General features: G+C 72.7%; 16 protein-coding genes. 2 read left to right on the forward strand and 14 right to left on the reverse strand.

Annotated elements, in window-relative coordinates; all coding sequences use genetic code 11:
• Positions 1 to 31: 31 nt before the first annotated feature.
• The 8 genes from ACWGJM_RS24705 to ACWGJM_RS24740 form a co-directional block, all read right to left on the reverse strand.
• Complete coding sequence (locus ACWGJM_RS24705; RefSeq protein ID WP_453413863.1) at positions 32 to 433, reverse strand: STAS domain-containing protein; 402 nt, start codon at positions 431 to 433, stop codon at positions 32 to 34.
• Between the two features lie 127 nt (positions 434 to 560).
• Positions 561 to 719 (reverse strand): CDGSH iron-sulfur domain-containing protein, encoded by a 159-nt coding sequence (locus tag ACWGJM_RS24710; RefSeq protein ID WP_453413864.1) that lies wholly within the window; start codon positions 717 to 719, stop codon positions 561 to 563.
• Between the two features lie 73 nt (positions 720 to 792).
• Positions 793 to 1,446 (reverse strand): HemK2/MTQ2 family protein methyltransferase, encoded by a 654-nt coding sequence (locus tag ACWGJM_RS24715; protein WP_453413865.1) that lies wholly within the window; start codon positions 1,444 to 1,446, stop codon positions 793 to 795.
• A 21-nt stretch (positions 1,447 to 1,467) separates the two neighbouring features.
• Positions 1,468 to 2,529, reverse strand: a complete 1,062-nt coding sequence (locus tag ACWGJM_RS24720; RefSeq protein ID WP_453413866.1) for an iron-containing redox enzyme family protein — start codon at positions 2,527 to 2,529, stop codon at positions 1,468 to 1,470.
• Positions 2,530 to 2,680: 151 nt separating this feature from the next.
• Positions 2,681 to 2,821: a hypothetical protein gene (locus ACWGJM_RS24725; RefSeq protein ID WP_453413867.1), complete on the reverse strand. Its 141-nt coding sequence runs from the start codon at positions 2,819 to 2,821 to the stop codon at positions 2,681 to 2,683.
• Positions 2,818 to 2,997, reverse strand: a complete 180-nt coding sequence (locus ACWGJM_RS24730; protein ID WP_453413868.1) for a hypothetical protein — start codon at positions 2,995 to 2,997, stop codon at positions 2,818 to 2,820. Before ACWGJM_RS24730 ends, ACWGJM_RS24725 begins: the two co-directional genes overlap by 4 nt.
• A gap of 53 nt (positions 2,998 to 3,050) precedes the next feature.
• Positions 3,051 to 4,058, reverse strand: coding sequence for a Ppx/GppA phosphatase family protein (locus ACWGJM_RS24735; protein WP_453413869.1), 1,008 nt, complete (start codon positions 4,056 to 4,058; stop codon positions 3,051 to 3,053).
• 136 nt (positions 4,059 to 4,194) lie between these two features.
• On the reverse strand, positions 4,195 to 5,697 hold the full coding sequence (locus ACWGJM_RS24740; protein WP_453413870.1) for an MFS transporter: 1,503 nt from the start codon (positions 5,695 to 5,697) through the stop codon (positions 4,195 to 4,197).
• Positions 5,698 to 5,840: 143 nt separating this feature from the next.
• Between ACWGJM_RS24740 and ACWGJM_RS24745 the strand changes: the two genes are divergently transcribed.
• Positions 5,841 to 6,368: an SRPBCC family protein gene (locus tag ACWGJM_RS24745; protein ID WP_453413871.1), complete on the forward strand. Its 528-nt coding sequence runs from the start codon at positions 5,841 to 5,843 to the stop codon at positions 6,366 to 6,368.
• A 4-nt stretch (positions 6,369 to 6,372) separates the two neighbouring features.
• Here the strand turns inward: ACWGJM_RS24745 and ACWGJM_RS24750 are convergent, their stop codons facing one another.
• From ACWGJM_RS24750 to ACWGJM_RS24770, 5 genes are all read right to left on the reverse strand, one after another.
• Positions 6,373 to 9,225, reverse strand: coding sequence for an NHLP bacteriocin export ABC transporter permease/ATPase subunit (locus ACWGJM_RS24750; RefSeq protein WP_453413872.1), 2,853 nt, complete (start codon positions 9,223 to 9,225; stop codon positions 6,373 to 6,375).
• Between the two features lies 1 nt (position 9,226).
• Complete coding sequence (locus tag ACWGJM_RS24755) at positions 9,227 to 11,449, reverse strand: NHLP family bacteriocin export ABC transporter peptidase/permease/ATPase subunit (protein WP_453413873.1); 2,223 nt, start codon at positions 11,447 to 11,449, stop codon at positions 9,227 to 9,229.
• The gene (locus ACWGJM_RS24760) at positions 11,446 to 12,252 is read right to left on the reverse strand and encodes an HlyD family efflux transporter periplasmic adaptor subunit (protein ID WP_453413874.1); all 807 of its coding nucleotides are present in this window, start codon (positions 12,250 to 12,252) and stop codon (positions 11,446 to 11,448) included. Before ACWGJM_RS24760 ends, ACWGJM_RS24755 begins: the two co-directional genes overlap by 4 nt.
• A gap of 95 nt (positions 12,253 to 12,347) precedes the next feature.
• Positions 12,348 to 12,563 (reverse strand): type A2 lantipeptide, encoded by a 216-nt coding sequence (locus tag ACWGJM_RS24765; RefSeq protein ID WP_453413875.1) that lies wholly within the window; start codon positions 12,561 to 12,563, stop codon positions 12,348 to 12,350.
• 455 nt (positions 12,564 to 13,018) lie between these two features.
• On the reverse strand, positions 13,019 to 13,432 hold the full coding sequence (locus tag ACWGJM_RS24770) for a PaaI family thioesterase (RefSeq protein ID WP_453413876.1): 414 nt from the start codon (positions 13,430 to 13,432) through the stop codon (positions 13,019 to 13,021).
• A gap of 217 nt (positions 13,433 to 13,649) precedes the next feature.
• On the opposite strand from ACWGJM_RS24770, the gene ACWGJM_RS24775 reads away from it, so the two are divergent.
• On the forward strand, positions 13,650 to 15,086 hold the full coding sequence (locus ACWGJM_RS24775) for a S1 family peptidase (protein ID WP_453414000.1): 1,437 nt from the start codon (positions 13,650 to 13,652) through the stop codon (positions 15,084 to 15,086).
• Positions 15,087 to 15,234: 148 nt separating this feature from the next.
• Here ACWGJM_RS24775 and ACWGJM_RS24780 read toward each other — a convergent pair whose 3' ends face one another.
• Positions 15,235 to 17,388 (reverse strand): SpoIIE family protein phosphatase, encoded by a 2,154-nt coding sequence (locus tag ACWGJM_RS24780; RefSeq protein ID WP_453414001.1) that lies wholly within the window; start codon positions 17,386 to 17,388, stop codon positions 15,235 to 15,237.
• Positions 17,389 to 17,584: the final 196 nt, after the last annotated feature.

Consider the following 17,584-nt stretch of genomic DNA (forward strand, 5'->3'; position numbering starts at 1 on the left):
GCGGAGTGGGGCCGCCCGCCGCCCCCCGGTTTCACGGCCGCTTCCCGGGCTGCCCGTCATGGGGCACTCCGGGAAGCGGCGGAAAACGCCCCAGTAACCCCCCGACGCGCAGCAGCCGGGGCAGCCGCGGCCCCTCACAGACCAGGCGCAGCCGCCCACCGCGCTCCCTGGCCCGGGACTCGGCCCGGCACAGCACCCGAAGCCCCGAGCAGTCGAAGAACTCCACGGACCGCAGGTCCACCAGAACATCCGGCTCCGGCCCCGCGGTCGCGGCGTCGAGATGCTCGGCCAGCAGGTGCGCCGTCGCGATGTCGATCTCGCCCGAGGCCACCACGACGGTGAACGGCCCGCCGCGCCGGGTGCGGGCGCACGGATTGGCCGCCGGCGCCTCCGGCGGGACTCGTGGGTCGAGGTCGTCGGCTTCCGGCGTCATATTCGCTCCAGGTCGCCCGGCGCCTTGGATCCGGGTAGTTACCCCCAAGGGCGCGCAGGCATCCCCGCGAGACGGCCCGAAAGATCAAATCCCCTCGATCGAGTGAATCTCTGCCCGTGTAGTTGACTCAGGTCCTGCGCCGGTGACTGGTGTCGCACCAGGGATAGCAACGGCTGCGCCGGCAGGTGCACAGGGCCACGCGGAACCGGTCCGAGGACACCGTGGTGCCGTCCTCCAGCTCGACCTCCACCGGACCGTCGACGAGGATCGGACCCCGCCGCTGCATGGTGACGCGCCGGGGCGGGACGGGGCGCCGCGCCTCCGGGCCGTCAGCGTCAGGGACGTCAGCGTCAGGGGCGTCAGGGGACACGTTCGGCACGGATGACCACCAGCTCTTCCTTCTCGTCGGCCGCCGACAGCAGCCCCCGCTCCCGCAGCCAGCCGCGCCTGGCCCGCAGCACCGGCCCGAAGTCGATCCAGCGGCGGCGGATCACCGCGGCCTTGAGCCCGGCTCCGCGCAGCAGCTCCAGGGTGCGCTCGGGGCCGCTCAGCGCGGAATGGACGATCAGCAGCACCCCGCCGGGGCACAGGAGCGCGGGGGCGTCCCGGCAGACGCGGTCCAGGATCAGGCGGCCGTCGTGGCCCGCGTCCCAGGCCCGGGACCGGCCGCGGGGCTCGGGCCGGGCGTCGGGCGACGGTACGTACGGCGGGTTGGCCAGGATCACGTCGAACGACCGTCCGCGCACGGGCCCGAAGAGGTTCCCGCGCCGGATGCGCACCGGAAGCCGCGCCAGCCACGCGTTGAGCCGGGCCGTCCACACCGCCCGCCGGGACACGTCCACCGCGGTCACCTCGGCGCCCCGCCGGGCGGCGACCAGGGCCAGGGCGCCGCTGCCGGTGCCCACGTCCAGCACGCGGGCACCCGCTTCCAGCGGCTCCTCGGACAGGGCTTCGGCCAGCAGCTCGGTGTCGTCCTGAGGCGCGTACACGCCCGGAAATACCAGTGAGTTCACGGGGCGCGGGTACCCCCATATTCAGGGGATATGGTGCATTTCCCGCGACTGCGACTGCGACTGCGACTGCGACTGCGACTGCGACTGCGGCAGCGGCAGCGGCATGCGCAGCGAGGACCGTCCCGCGCGCCAGGCGTCCAGCAGCCGGCGGGCGAGACGCTCCTCCAGGTAGCCGGTCGCGTCGACGCCGAAGGCGATGTCCGCCGCCAGCTCCGGCTCCTGATCGAGCAGTCCGCCGATGACGTCGTGGCGCACCACCTGCTCGTGCACCGCGTCCGCCTCCACGTGCTCGTCGTAGAAGAACTCCGCGGCCGGCCCGGCGCCCGTGCGGCGCATCGCCTCGGCCAGCCGCCGGGAGCCGGGGGAGGAGGTGATCTCCACCGCGGCGAAGTGGCCCACCAGGGCTCCGCGCAGCTCCCGGTGCAGGCCGAAGAGGGACATCAGGTTCACCGTCGCCAGCACCTCGGCCGTCGCCGCGTCCAGATAGCGGCCGTACGTGGTGTCCAGCCCCAGGTCCGCCATCAGATCGGCGAACAGGCGGGCGTGTACCCGGTCGGCACGGCCGCCGCCGTACTCGTCGAACTCCACGGCGGCCATCGCCGCCTTGGCCCGGCCCCACAGGCGCGGCAGGACCCAGGCGTGCGGGTCGGCCTCCTTCAGGTGGTACAGGGAGCGCTGGGCCGCGTACTCCCGCAGCTGCCACAGTTCCCCCTTGTCGCGCAGGTAGTGGCTGACGCCCGTGCCGTCGACGGGTTCCACGAGGATGTCCGCGAGGGCGTCGTCGAGGCTGTCGTGGACCGGGGTGCCGGCGCGCAGCGCGCAGAGGAAACGCCGCTCCATCACCGCCCGGGCGCGCAGCAGATCGGGGTCCCACTCGCGGTCCGGGGCCACGCCCGCGAAGCCGCGGTAGTGCAGCTCGTAGCAGCAGTAGAGGGCGAGTTGGAGGTCGTCGCCGTACACGTCCGCCGCCGCGATCGTCTCCTCGGCCGGTGGCGGGCCGGAGCCGAGCAGGTACTCCCCGACCGCCGCGGAGACCGGGCCGCGAGCGGCGGGCAGGACGGGTCCCTGACGGTGCTGTTCCATGCCCGGGCGGGTACCCGGGCGGGGCCCGGCCACGCGGGTGACCAGCCGGCCGGCCGGTCGAGGCGCGCCGATCCGATGACGGCGAGCCGGGCGTGAACCGATGACGGCGGGCCGGGTGGTCCCCGTTACCGGTCCCCGTCGCCGGTCCCCATCACTCCCGCGTCTCCGTCGCGGACGAGCGGCAGGCCCGGGCCATCGGCCCGGTCATCGCGTGCGCCTCCAGGCTGCGCGACTCGACGGCCCCTCCCGGACCTGCCGACTTCTCGACCCCGGCGCCGGGCCCGGCGGTCACTCCCCCTGCGACTCCTCCTCGGCCCGTGTGCTGGGGGTGATGGCCTCCGCCGCCTCGCCTCGGCGCTTGTCGCCGCGGGCGGGGTCAGTGGGACGCTTCTCGGCGCGGGCGGCCTCGTGGAAGACCTCCTCCACGGCCGTCCGGGGGTGATCGTCGCGGTTCTCGGACTCGGACATGACTGTCTCCTTTCCGTCCCTCGTTATCCGTCTTCCGTCTTCCGTACGCCGGCTCAGTTCGCGCTGCCCGCGACGCGCAGGGGCACCGGGTCGGGGGGCGGGGGTTCCTCGGAGCGCCGGGTGGTCTCCGCCCACCAGGCCGGGCCGTCCTCGATACGCCGCAGCAGGACGCCCTCGCGGATCGCCCACGGGCAGAGGGCGACCTCGCCGAGACCGGTCAGCTTCATCACGGTGTGGCCGACCACCGCCCCGGCCAGGCTCTGCGCGGCGCGCGGCGCGGAGATGCCGGGCAGGTGGGCGCGCTCGGCGGTGGGCAGGGCGGCCAGCCGGCCGACCGCGTCGCGCAGGTCGGAACGGTGCAGCATCCGCTGCACGAACGGGCCGTGCCGTCCCGGCGGGGCACCGCACAGCCGTCCCAGCTGCTGGAAGGTGCGTGAGGTGGCCACCGCGGAGCGCGGGCCCTCCCAGCGGATCCGGGCGGCCACGTCCCGCAGCTGGTGGCGGACCTTGCGCCGCAGCGCGCGCAGCCGCTCGGCCGAGGGAGGGTCCTCGTCCTCGAAGAACTCACGGGTCAGCCGCCCCGCCCCGAGCGGCAGCGAGGCCACGAAGTCCGGCAGCCGGCCGCGACCGAAGGCGACCTCGAGCGAGCCGCCGCCGATGTCCACCACCGCCAGCGGGCCGGCCTGCCAGCCCAGCCAGCGCCGGGCGGCGAGGAAGGTCAGCTCGGCCTCGACCTCGCCGGGCAGGGTGCACAGGTCGACACCCGTGCCCGTGCGGACGGCCCGCAGGACCTCCGCCCGGTTCGGCGCCGAGCGCACCACGGCGGTGGCGAAGGCCAGCGGCCCCGCCGCCCCCCACTTGGCGGCGGTCCTGCTCGCCGCGGCCACCGCTTCCACCAGTTGCTCCACGGCATCGTCGGGGATACGTCCCCCGGGCTCGACCTGCTCCGACAGCCGCAGCCGCCACTTGGCGGTGTGCACCGGCAGCGGCACCCCGCCCTCCGCGTCCGCCACCACGAGCCGCACCGTGTTCGAGCCCACGTCCACCACACTGATCCGCATGGTCTGGCAAGTACCCGCTGCGGCCGTCCCATGCCCTTCGCCGCGTGCGGGAGGGAACGCATACGGCCACCCCGGGCATGCGAGGGGGCCGCCGTCTCCCTGCGGACGGCGGCCCCTCGGACGGAACTGGTCGCACTCACATGTGGACGACCGGTGCGGCGTCCGCGTCCTGCTGCGGCACTCCCCGCCGGAAGACGAGGAAGCAGATCAGCGCGCCCGCGGCGAAGAGGCCGGCCGACCACCAGAAGGCGGTGGTGTAGCTCTCGATGGTCGCCTGGGCCTGGACCAGCTTGCTGGTGGCGTCCCGGCCGGACAGGTAGTCGGTCGCGGCGCTCGCCGCGAGGGTGTTCAGCAGCGCCGTGCCGACCGAGCCGCCCACCTGCTGCATGGCGTTGACCGTGGCGGAGGCGACGCCCGCGTCCTCGGCCGCCACCCCGCCGGTGGCCAGCTGCATGGCGGGCGGCATGACCAGGCCGAGACCGACGCCGGTCACGACCAGCTGCGGCAGCACCGCGCTCAGGTAGTGCGAGCCGACCCCGATGCCGGTCAGCCAGGCCATGCCGGCCGCGGCGACCGCGAAGCCCAGCGGGACGACCGCCTTCGGGCCGAGCCGCGGCACCAGGACGGTCGTACCGAGCTGGGCCGTCACCATCAGCGCGCCGACCATCGGCAGGAAGGCCACGCCCGTCTTGGTGGGGCTGAAGCCCAGGTTCAGCTGGAGGTAGTAGGTCAGGAACAGGAACACCCCGAACATGCCCGCGCCGGAGATCAGTACGGCGAGGAAGGAGGCCGCCCGGTTGCGGTCGGTCAGGATGCGCAGCGGCAGCAGCGGGTGCTCGGCCCGGGTCTGCCACCAGGCGAAGGCCGTCAGGAGCGCCGTGCCCGCGATCAGGAAGCCCCAGGTCAGCGGAGAGCCCCAGTCGTGGGTCTCCGCGTTGGAGAAGCCGTACACCAGTGAGAAGAGGCCCGAGGCGACCAGGATCGTGCCCGGCACGTCGAGCTTGGAGTTCGCCGCGTCCCGGTGGTTGGCCAGCAGGGCCTGGCCGCCGGCGAAGGCGAGGACCGCGATGGCCACGTTGACGTACAGCGTCCAGCGCCAGTCGAGCGCGTCGGTCAGCACACCGCCGAGCAGCAGGCCCACCGCGCCGCCGGCGCCGGCGATCGCGCCGTACACGCTGAACGCCCGCGCCCGCTCCCGGGCGTCGGTGAACGTGGTGTTGAGCAGCGACAGCGCGGCCGGGGCGAGGAGCGCGCCGAAGGCGCCCTGAAGGGCGCGCGCCGTGACCAGCATGGCGAAGCCGTTCGCCGCACCGCCGAGCGCGGAGACGGCGGCGAAACCGACGACACCTATGAGGAAGGCCGTCTTGCGGCCGAACAGGTCCGCGATCCGGCCGCCGAGCAGCAGCAGCGAGGCGAACGCCAGCGCGTACGCGGTCACGATCCACTGCCGGTTGCCGTCGGAGAAGCCGAGGTCGGCCTGGGCCGAGGGCAGGGCGATGTTCACGATGGTGGCGTCGAGGACCACCATCAGCTGTGCGAGGGCGACGACCGCGAGGATCCACCACCGCTTCGGCGAACCGCCGGGCGACGCCTCGGCGGCGCCCGGCCGGGCTTCGTCTTTCAGTGTCTTCTGCGACATCGGGGAACCACTCCAGGGAAGTCGTTCGGAGCTTCGGGCAAAGAGGCAGTAAACGAAACGGTTTCGTACACCTACTTGCCAGAGGCTAGACCAGATTCTGCGAAACGGCAAAGTTTCGCTGAGCCTCGAAGGAGTGATCCGCCATGTCCGCCGAACTCACCGGAACCCGGCTCACACTGGACGACGGCCGCCCGGCCGTCCGCTTCCAGCGCACCTACGACCACCCGGCGGACCAGGTCTGGCGTTTCGTGACCGACCCCGGCGAACTCGCGCAGTGGTTCCCCTCCCGCGCCGAGATGGAGCTGCGCCCCGGCGGCACCATCCGGTTCAGCGGCGATCCGAACATGCCCGCGTCGACGGGACGGGTGATCGCCGTGGACCCGCCCCGGCACCTGTCCTTCGAGTGGGGCGGTGACGAACTGCGTTTTGACCTCGAGGACGCCGGCGACGGCCGCACCGGCCTCACCCTCACCGACGTCCTGGCCGCCGCGGACACCGCCGCCCGCAACGCCGCCGGCTGGGAGGTCTGCCTGACCGCGCTGGACGCCAGGGCGAGAGGACAGGGGGCCGGGGGACCGCACGCCGGGCCGGGCGTGCTGTGGAAGGACTTCTACGACGGCTACGTCGAGGCCGGGTTCCCCTCCGGCGCGCCCGTGCCCGGCCTCGACTGACCGCTCAGGCCAGCTGCCGCCGCACCAGCTCGTGCAGCCGGCCGCCGGTGTCCGCGAGGAGTTCGGCGGGCGGCCCCTGCTGGATGACCTTGCCGTCCTCCATCACGATCACCCGGTCCGCGTCCAGCACCGTGGACAGGCGGTGGGCGATGACGATCCGGGTGGCGTTGAGCTTGCGCGTGCTGTCGATGACCGTGCGCTGGGTGTCGTTGTCCAGGGCGCTGGTCGCCTCGTCGAAGAACAGGATGCGCGGGCGGCGGATCAGCGCCTGGGCGATCATCAGACGCTGCCGCTGCCCGCCGGAGATCGCGCCGCTGCCCGAGACGATCGTGTGCAGGCCCATCGGCATGCGCTGGATGTCCTCCGCGAGCCCCGCCAGCTCCGCCGCCGCCATCGCCTCCTCCGGCGTGTAGGGCTCGGTGCCGCAGATGACGTCCAGGATCGAGCCGGTGAACGGCTGGGCGTGCTGGAGCACCACCCCGCACTGCCTCCGTACCGCCGACTGGTCGAGGGCGGCGAGGTCCTGGCCGTCGTACAGCACGCTCCCGGACACCGGCCTGTCGAAGCCGATGAGCAGCCTCAGCAGCGTGGACTTGCCGCAGCCGCTGGGGCCGACGACCGCCACGAACTCGCCCGGCCGGACCTCGAACGACACGTCGTCCAGGACCAGCGGACCGTCGTCGGCGTACCGGAAGGACAGCCGCCGTGCCTCGACGGCCCCGGACAGCGGCCCGGGCCGGGTGCTCGCGGCGCGCACCTCGGGGGTCGCCTCCAGCACCGGCCTGATCTCCTCGAACAGCGGCAGCGCGGCCACCGCCGAGACGAAAGCGCCGGTCAGCTGGGTGACCGAGGTGAGCAGCATGGTCACCGAGGTGTTGAAGGTGAGGAACGCCGCCGCCGACATCGCACCCCTGGCCGGCCCCGCCAGCAGCATGAACATCAGCAGCGTGCAGACCGGGAGGTACACCGCGCCCAGCACCGTGGTGAGGTTCTTGATCCGCCCGACCCTCTGCTGCAACTCGCGGCTGCGCGCGAACTCGCCCGCCCAGGCCGCGTACGCGTAGTTCTCCGCCGCCGCGACCCGCAGTTTCGGCAGCCCGCGCAGGGTCTGGAACGCCTGGTTGTTCAGCTTGTTGCCGAGCACCACCAGACGCCGCTGCCAGCGCACCTGCCACAGGCCGAGCCCCAGGAACACGGCGCCGATGACCACGAGCATGCCGATCGCCGCCATCGCCATCGGCACGCTGTACCAGAACAGCAGGCCGAGGTTCATCACGCCGACGGTCACCGACTGGGCGACCACCGGGCCGACGCCCGCGAGCAGCCGGCGTATCGCGCTGATGCCCATGGCCGCGCTGGCCAGTTCGCCGGTCGAGCGCCGGGTGAAGAACTTCGTCGGCAGCCGGAGCAGCCGGTCCCAGACGGCCGGCTGGAGCGTGGCCTCGATACGGCCTTCGAGCCGGAGGATGGTCAGATTCTCCAGGAGCATGAACGCGGCCGCCACCACACTGCTGATCATCACCGCCAGGCAGACCTGGACGATCAGCCCCTGCTGGGCCTTGGGCACGTACTCGCCGAGCACCTTGCCGGTGGCGATCGGCACCAGCGCGCCGATGGCCACGGTCACCAGCCCCGCGAGCAGCAGATTCACGAGGTCACCGCGGGTGCCGCGCATGCTGAACCGGAGCAGCCCGAGCGGGCCGAGTCGCCGCTCGGGCAGCGGGCGGTAGAACATCACCGCGCGCGGCTCGAACTCCTCGGCGTTGGCCTTCTCGATCGGCGTCTCCCGGCCCGTCGCCGGATGCACCGCGACATATCCGCCGCGCCGCCACAGCAGTGCCACCGGCGCCCCCGACAGGGTCCGGTGTCCCACCAGCGGCCCGACGTTCTCCCGCCACCAGCGGCCGTCCAGCCGTACGGCCCTGGTGCGCACCCGGGACGCCAGGGCCACCTGGTCCACCGGGTCGAGACGGTCCCCGCCGGTACCGCTCTGCGCGGGTTCGGCGAGGGTGATCCCGGCGGCCTGGGCGACCAGCTTGCAGGCCGCGTAGCCGGCGTCGGCGTCGGCGGCCGTGGTGCGCTTGGCCGAGGGCCTGCCGATGGACGCGAGCAGGGTGCGGTCGGCCTGCGCGCGGACCGCCTCACCGGCCTTGATCCCGGCGGCGGTGCGCGTCTCGTGGGTGCGCTCCAGCTGCTCGATCCACCGGTCGAGGGTGGTCAGCAGCCGGTACTGCTGGTCGACCATGCTCTGCCACACGGCAGGGTCCATCAGCAGGTCGGCGGCGGCCTCGGCGCCGTACAGCGACCCGTACTGCACGCTGCCCGGCGGCACCTGCATCCAGAAGACGTCCTCGTCCTCCCCCACGCTCCAATGAGCGCGCGCGGGGGGACCCCCGTCTCCGGACGCCGGATCGCCGGCCATCGGCGCCTGGAAGAGGACCGACAGGCTGCGGCCGACGCCGAGCGCGAGGGCGTACTCCAGCGGGCTGGTCGTCGGTGGCACGTACTGGGGATTGCCGTACTCGTCGTACGACCAGGTCTGGGTGGACGCCGGCTGGTACAGCTCGCGCAGCCCGATGCGGTGCACCACGCAGTCGCGCAACGGACGGGCGACCAGGGTGTGCTGCGGCCCGGGGACCGGGCCGAGCAGCAGCGAGCCCGCCTCCAGCCGGCCGAGGTGGTGCCAGTGGCCCTGCTGCCCGGCGTCCACCGCGAACAGGTCCACGGCGCCCGCCGCGACCAGCCACAGCACCTGCGGACCCTCCAGGTCCAGCCGGTTCAGGCCGGTGCAGTCGACGGGTGTGCCGAGCGCGCCGAGCGCGCCGAGTACCAGGTCGCCTTCGGGTACGGACGTCATCTCACCGCTCCCTGACCAGCGCGGCGTACGTGCCGCCGCGCCCCACCAGCTCGGCGTGCCGCCCGCGTTCGACGACCGTGCCGTGCTGGAGCACGACGATCTCGTCGCTGTCGCGCACGGTGCTCAGCCGGTGGGCGATCACCACACAGGCGCAGCCGCGCCGGCGCAGGTTGTCCATCACGATCTGCTCGGTCTCCGCGTCCAGCGCGCTGGTCACCTCGTCGAGGACGAGGATGCTGGGCCGCCGCACCAACGCCCTTGCGATCTCCAGGCGTTGACGCTGCCCGCCGGAGAAGTTCCGGCCGTCCTGCTCCACCGTGCTGTGGATGCCACCGGGACGGCGCATGACCACGTCGTACAGGTCGGCGTCCCGCAGGGCCTCCACCACGGCGTCGTCCGGGATCGACGGGTCCCACAGGGCCACGTTGTCGCGGACCGAGCCCTCGAAGAGGAACACGTCCTGGTCGACGAAGGAGACGGACGCCGCGAGCGCGCCGCGCGGGATGTCCTCCAGCCGCTGCCCGTCGATACGGATCACGCCCTCCCAGGGTGTGTACAGCCCCGAGATCAGCCGGGAGACGGTCGACTTGCCGCTGCCCGAGCCGCCGACCAGCGCGACCTGCTGACCGGGGCCGACGGTGAGGTCGAAGCCGGTGAGCAACGGCTTGTCGAGGGGGCTGTAGCCGAACGCGATGTTCTCCAGCTCGACGTGCCCGCGCAGGCGCCGTGTGGAGTCGCCGCCGCCCGGGCGGGCGTAGAGCGGGTCGGCCTGGAAGTTCTCGACGTCCTTGAGGCGGGCCACGTCGGCCGCGAAGTCCTGGATGCGGCCCGCGACGCCGTTGAGCCGGGTCAGCGGGGCGGTGAAGCGGGTGACCAGCGCCTGGAAGGCCACCAGCAGACCGACCGAGACATGGCCCTCGACGGCCCGCATCCCGCCGATCCAGAGAATCAGCGCGCTGTTGAGGGTGGCGAGCGTCGGGGCCACCACGCCCAGCCAGGCGCTGGGCACACCGAGCCGCTGCTGCTCCTCCAGCGTGGTGGCGTGCTGGCCGGCCCACCTGCGGAAGTAACCGTCCTCGCCGCCGGTCGCCTTCATCGTCTCGATCAGCTGGAGCCCGGTGTAGGAGGTGTTGGTCAGCCGCGCGGTGTCCGCGCGCAGCTTGGCGGTGCGGGTGGCGCGCAGCCGTACGACGAACCGCATCGCCACCACGTTGAGCAGTGCAACGCCGATGCCGACGAACGTCAGCTGCGGGTCGTAGGTGTACAGCAGCACCGCGTACAGCACGACCACGATCGCGTCCACGCCCGCCGCCGCGAGGTCGCGGGCCAGGGTCTCGGCGACCTGGTCGTTGGACTGGAGGCGCTGCACCAGGTCGGCCGGGCTGCGCTGGGCGAAGAAGGTCACCGGCAGCCGCAGCAGATGGCGCAGGAAGCGGGCGCTGGAGAGGGTGGAGGAGACGATCCGGCCGTGCAGCAGATTGGCCTGCTGCAACCAGGTCAGCACCACCGTCAGCAGCACGCACGCGCCCATCGACGCGAACAGCACGCCCAGCAGCGAGGTCTGACCGCCGATCAGGAACATGTCGATGTAGGTGCGGCTCAGCGCGGGCATCGCCGCGCCGACCGCCACCAGCAGCAGGCTCGCCAGGACGGCCGCGGGCAGCGTGCCCGCGGTGCCGCGCAGCCGGGCCGGCATCGCACCGAGGACGCCGGGCCTGCGCCCGCCCCGTACGAAGTCCTCGCCCGGTTCCAGCACCAGGACGACCCCGGTGAAGCTCCCGTCGAACTCCTCCATGGGAACGAAACGGCGGCCCTTGGCGGGGTCGTTGACGTACACCCCGCGGCGGCCGAAGCGGCGGCCCATGCCGTCGTAGACGACGTAGTGGTTGAATTCCCAGAACAGGATGGCCGGCGCCTGCACCTCGGCGAGGGCGGCCAGGTCCATCTGCATGCCCTTGGCCGTCAGGCCGTAACCGCGGGCCGCCTTCAGCAGGTTGCTGGCGCGCGAGCCGTCGCGGGAGACGCCGCAGGCGATGCGCAGCTCCTCCAGCGGGACGTGGCGGCCGTAGTGTCCGAGGACCATGGCGAGGGAGGCGGCGCCGCACTCGACGGCCTCCATCTGGAGCACGGTCGGGGTGCGGACGGCCCGGCCCCGGCTCTTGGGGACCGTGCGCCGGGGCGGGGCGGCCCGGCGTCGGCCGCGGGTTTCCTGGGCGGTGGTCACGGGAGCAGCCAATCGACGGGACGCTGGTCGGCCAGCCGGATCGAACCCGTGGCCAGGGTCATGGAGCCGAGCGAGTACGGCGGCCCCCCGGCAGAGCTCCACTTGTAACCGCTCTTGGTGCTCGAGGACTTGTCCAGCTCGACGAGCACGGCCACCGGCCGTCCCTTCTTGGTGAACTGCTCGCCCAGCTGGGCGTCCCCGAGGAACGCGGCGATCGACTGGGCGGACTGGGCGGTGCGGTCCACCGACTTCACATGGCCGCGCAGCACCCCGTACTCCTGTGTGGACACCGACGACACGGTCAGGTCGACCGGGGCGTGCGCGGGGACCGAGGCGGCGTTCTCGGCGGGGACGTACACCGTCGCGTACAGCGGGTCGGAGGCATGGGCGACCTTCTCGACGGCGGCGACGTTCGCGCCGGTCTGGATGATCTGCCCGATGGTGGCGGCCAGCGCGGTGACGCGGCCGGCGGCGACCGTGCGCACGACGGATTCGCCCTGGGCCGTGCGGACCTTCAGGACGGGCGCGTCGGCCCGCAGCCGTTCGCCCTGCTTGGCGAGGACGGCGGTGACCTGGCCGGCGACCGGGCTCTGGAGCACGTAACTGCCCTCGGCGTGCGTGAGGATGGCGGGCGCGCCGACGGTGGAGGCGACCGAGCCGGTCACCGCCCAGACGGAGGCGGCCGCCATGGCGAGGACCGAGACGGACAGCGCGAGCCAGCCCTGGGGCCGGGCCAGCCGCACCGGAAGGTCCAGCTCTTCCGGCGACTGGAGCTTGGCGAGGGCCTGTTGGCGGAACTGCACGGGACTATCCCTCACCTGTGGGGTGGGACTGTTACGGCATCGATGAGTCCCGGAGCCGGGGGGCGGCTCCGGGACTCATCGGCAACGAGATGCGATCAGAGACCGGCGACCAGGCCGGTGATCGGCTGGGTGTTCAGGCCGGTGACACCCTCGACCGTGCCGATGGCCGTGTCCACCACGCCGGAAACCGGGGCGATGCCGTTCAGGGCGCCGGTGGCGGTGTTCAGGGCGTTCACGGAAAGGCCGCCGGAGACGTTGTCGAGCTCGGCGTCGGAGATCTCGACGGTCTCGACCTGGGGGGTGGAGTTCATGGTGGAACTTCCCTTCATATGGATATTTCACAAGGGGGGAGCGGCCCCCTCTGGGGACAGATGGACGGCCGCGACCGCGGGGACCCGAACGCCCGTTCCGGAAGCCCTGAGCGGCCCCCGCGGTGCGATGGATCAAAGCACGCACGTGGCGCGCGGTTCCAATCAACCACCGCTTCTCACCTGCGTACTTGACCTCCCGGCGGTCCCATCGGTGCAGGTGTGCGCACGGCTTGTCGGCGACTCCTTCACATGCCGCACGGCATCGTCGCGTACGGTCCTTGCCCCGGCCGCGGCGAAACCGGGCACTCCGCGCCAATGGCATGACCGGGGGCGCGCACTTGTGCAGATCTCCCGTACGCCGTGACCCGCTTGGGTAATCGATGTGCAGATTCCCTGAAGCAGGGATTCCGCTCAGTGATCTGAACGGACCGTTTCCGGTCCGTCGCTGAGCGTGTTCAGTCCAGAAGGGCGTACACCGTGCTCGCGTGGGCGGCGAGTCCGCCCGACTCGGCGTCGGTCATCGTGACGTCCGCGAACGCCATCCGGCGGCCCAGTCTGGTCAGCACCGCCGCGATCAGGACATCCGAACCGGTCACCGCCCGCTGGAAGGACGTCGACTGCTGGACCGTCGTCATGGGCACGAAGCCGCCGCGCGCCGCCGACACCGCGATGACCGTGGCTGTGTCGGCCGCCGCCATCAGCGCCTGCCCGGACAGGCCGCCGCCCTCCCGCGCCAACCGGTCTGACCAGGGCAGACGCAGGACCGCGCGGTCCTCGCCCACCGACTCGACGGTCAGCCCGAGTTCGAGGATCCAGGGCGCGAAGGAGGCGGAGAGGATCTTGTCGGCTTCGGCGGTGGTCATCGTCATATGAGGGATTGTTCCCGGGCCGGCCCGGCGACACGCGGTACTCGACCGCGTGTGGCCGATTCACCGTCGCGCAAAGGTTTTTGGCAATCGCAATTGAACGCACCGCGCACCCCGTGCGTACCAACAGCCAACCAGGCGCCCACGATCCACTGCCCTACTGCCCCACAGCGGCAGACCCCCCGTTCCCAGGAGGTCGAGTAGTTTGAGTCACAAGCGAATGCCGAAGCGCAAGGCCGCGATAGCGGTGGGCGGCGTTGCGGCGCTCGGAGCGGCGGCCTTCCTGCTGCCGAACGCCAACGCGTCCCAGGACGGCGCCTCCGGTGACACCTCCGCCGCCGCCCCCAAGGTTCTCAAGGCGTCGGACGCCTCGGATCTCGCTTCGCAGTTGCAGAAGGTGCTCGGCGACGCCCTCGCCGGCTCCTACTACGACAGCAACAGCAAGCAGCTCGTCGTCAACGTGGTCAGCGGCGACAACAACGTGATCGCCCAGGCGAAGAAGGCGGGCGCGGCCGTCCGTCAGGTCCAGAACAGCACGGCCGAACTCCAGGCCGCCGCGAAGACCCTGAAGGCCAAGGCGACCGTCCCGGGCACCGCCTGGGCGGTCGACCCCAAGACGAACAAGGTCGTCGTCACCGCCGACAGCTCGGTCACCGGCGCCAAGTGGGACCGGGTGGAGTCCACGGTCAAGAGCCTCGGCTCCGACATGGCGACGCTCAAGAAGTCCGCCGGCACCTTCAAGACGAAGGTCTCCGGCGGCGACGCCATCTTCTCCCAGGTGCAGAACGGCACGGTCCGCTGCTCCCTCGGCTTCAACGTCACCGCCTCCGACGGCAGCCCCGCCTTCCTGACGGCCGGTCACTGCGGTGTCGCGGCCAAGGACTGGTCCGACTCCGAGACGGGCCAGCCCATCGCCACCGTCGACCAGGCCACCTTCCCCGGTGACGGCGACTTCTCGCTCGTGAAGTACAACGACGCCCAGACCCAGGCGCCCAGCGAGGTCAACGCGGGCAACGGCCAGACGGTCCAGATCACCCAGGCCCAGGACGCCACGGTCGGCGAGACGGTGTTCCGGATGGGCTCCACCACCGGTCTGCACAACGGCCAGGTGACCGGCCTCGACGCCACCGTCAACTTCCAGAGCGAGACCGATCCCAACGGCGTCGACACCGTCAACGGCCTGATCCAGACCAACGTCTGCGCCGAGGCCGGCGACAGTGGTGGCTCCCTGTTCACCCAGGACGGCGGCGCGGTCGGCCTCACCTCCGGCGGCAGCGGCGACTGCACCAGCGGCGGCGAGACCTTCTTCCAGCCGGTCACCGCCGCCCTCCAGGCCACCGGCGCCACCCTCGGCGACTCCGGTGCCGGTGCCGGTGCGGGGGACCAGGCGGGCGGCGACGCGGTGGGCGGCAGCGCCGACCCGTCCGCTTCGGCGGGCGACGAGGCCGGTGCCGGCGACCAGTCGGGTGCGGGCGACGGGTCCGGTGCGGGTGACCAGTCCGGTGCCACCGCCGACCCGTCCGCGACGGCGGGCGACCAGAGCGGCGCCGACCAGTCCGGCAACCAGTCCGGTAACGGTGACCAGTCGGGCAACAGCGACCAGTCGGGCAACAGCGACCAGTCCGGCACCGGCTCGTCCAGCACCGAGTCCCACTGACCGGCCCTCACACAGGCCCACTGATCGGCCTCAACCAGCGGTTCCGGCCGACGGTGGACGGCCCGGCCCTCCGGCGGGAGGGCCGGGCCGCGTCGTCGTTCCCGTGCTTCCCCTCGTTCCCCTCGTCCCCTCGTCCCCTCGTCCCCTTCTACTCACCCAGCGCCCGCAGCAGCAGCACCGCCACGTCGTCGCCCCGCTCCCGGGCGGCCGGGCTGTGCCGGACCAGCTCGTCGGCCAGCCGGTCCAGGGGCAGGTCCCCGATCTCGGTGAGCAGTTCACCCAGGTCCGTGAGGGAGTCCTCGATGTCCGTGCCGGGTGACTCGACGAGACCGTCGGTGTAGAGGACGAGGACGGAGCCGCGGGCGATGGAGACCTGTGTGGTCGGGTACGTCGCCGACGCGTCGATGCCCAGCAGCGGGCCCCCGGCCAGATCCAGCACCCGGACCTTCCCGTCCGGGCGCCTCAGCAGCGGCGGCGGATGCCCCGCGCGGGACATCACGGCCCGCCCGTGCGCCGGATCGAGCCGCAGGTACAGACAGCTCGCGAACAGGTCGGCGCCGAGGTCGATGAGCAGCCGGTTGGTGCCGCGCATGACCTCCTGCGGCGGCTGGCCGACCGTCGTGTACGCGCGCACCCCGGTGCGGATCTGCCCCATCAGCGCGGCCGCGGTCACGTTGTGTCCCTGGACGTCCCCGATCACCGCCGCCGGCAGGGGACGCGCGGGCACCAGGTCGTAGAAGTCGCCGCCGATGTCCATACCTTGGGTCGCGGGCACATAGCACGCGGCCGCCTCCAGGCCCGGCAGCCGGGCCAGCGAGCGCGGCAGCAGGGCCTCCTGAAGGCCGTGCGCCAGCCGGTGCTTGGCGTCGTACAGCTGCGCCCGCTCCACGGCCTGCGCGATCAGGCCGCCCAGGCTCGTCAGGACGGCCCGCTCCTCCGCGGGGAAGACATGCGGTTCGTCGTAGGCGAGCAGACAGGTGCCCACCGGCCGCCCGGAGGCGATCAGCGGCAGGTACGCCCAGGCCGCGAAGCCGTCCGGGGACGTCTGATGATGCGGGTACACGCGCTCCAGCTGCTCCCGGGAGTCGTAGAAGCCGGGCACCCCGCTGGAGAGGGCCTGTGTGCCGGGCGTCCGCTCGCCCAGCGGCACCCCGTGGAACCGCTCGACGACGTGCGGGTCCGCATACCCGCGGTGTCCCAGCACGTGCAGCCGGCCGCCCCGCGAGCCGAGCATCACCAGGGCCGTGCTGCCCACGGCCGGGGCGATCTCGTCCGCGACCAGCTGGACGACGTCCTCCACGCCCGCCGCCTCGGTCAGCGCGCCGGCCAGGCTCAGCACCGTGGAGATGGTCACCAGCCGGGACGGGCCCGTGTCGTCGGACCTCGCCGTGTCCCGGGCCGGCTCCGCCACCGCCCGGGCCCGGCTGATGCGCACGCTCAGCCCGGTCGTGCTCGGGTACAGCCGGAACGACAGCCAGGTACCCGGTGGGCGCAGCGCCACGAACGACGTGATGTGCTGGCTGATCAGCGCGGCCCGGTAGCGGTCCTCGTACACGGGGTCGTTCAGCCAGGGCACCGATGCCCACGGCTGGATGCCGAGCAGGTCGCCGACCGATTTGCCGAGCAGTTCGCCGGCCGCCTCGTTGGCGAAGGCGATCCGGCCGTGCAGGTCGAGCGAGAGCAGCCCGTACGGCAGCCGCGCCACCATCCGGGCCGCCTCCACCGTGCCCAGGCTGCCGGCCACGCCGGTCAGCGGGGGCGCCGCCAGCAGATCGGGTTCGCGTCTCGGCGGGCGGTCCGCCCGAGCGGCCCGCTCCAGTCGCCTCGCCAGCCGGTCACAGGCCGCCGTCAGATGCTCCCGCTCCCCGTCGGACAGGGCCGGCGGGTGCGAGCCGGGCCAGGTCACGAAGACCGAGCCGTACACGGTGTTCGCGGTCGCCACGGGTACGGCGGCCAGGGTGAAGGGATACGGCAGCACCACCGCGATACGCGGATAGCGGCGCGCCATGTCCTCCTTGCCGCCCACCCAGACCAGCCGCCGCTCGCGCACCGCCTCGGCGACCGGGATCGGCGCGCTCAGTCCCACCCGTTCCCAGGGCGCCGCGAACGCCCGGGGCAGTCCCGCCATCACGGCCATCTCCAGCACCGGCTGGTCGGGTGCCAGCAGGTACACCGCCCCCGAGTGCGCGTGGACCTCGTCCATCATCGCGGCCAGTGCCACCGACAGCACCGGCTGTTCGACCTGTGCCTCGGCGGCGGCCGGTGCCTGCCCGGACGTCTGCCCGTCGGACACGCCGACCACCTCCTCGCACGGCCCGCGCGTCGCATCCCCAGAGGTCAAGGCTCCCTCGTCACCGTGCCCGGCGCACGGTGAGCCGTCCCGGCCGGGCCGGGTGCCTTCTTGTACCCCGTCCGTCCCGGACCATGCCCCCACAGTCGATGCGCGGGGCGGCGTACGAGCGCCGTGTATGCGCCCCCGCGCACCCTGATGGCCGGTT

This window comes from Streptomyces sp. NPDC054834 (assembly GCF_053611185.1).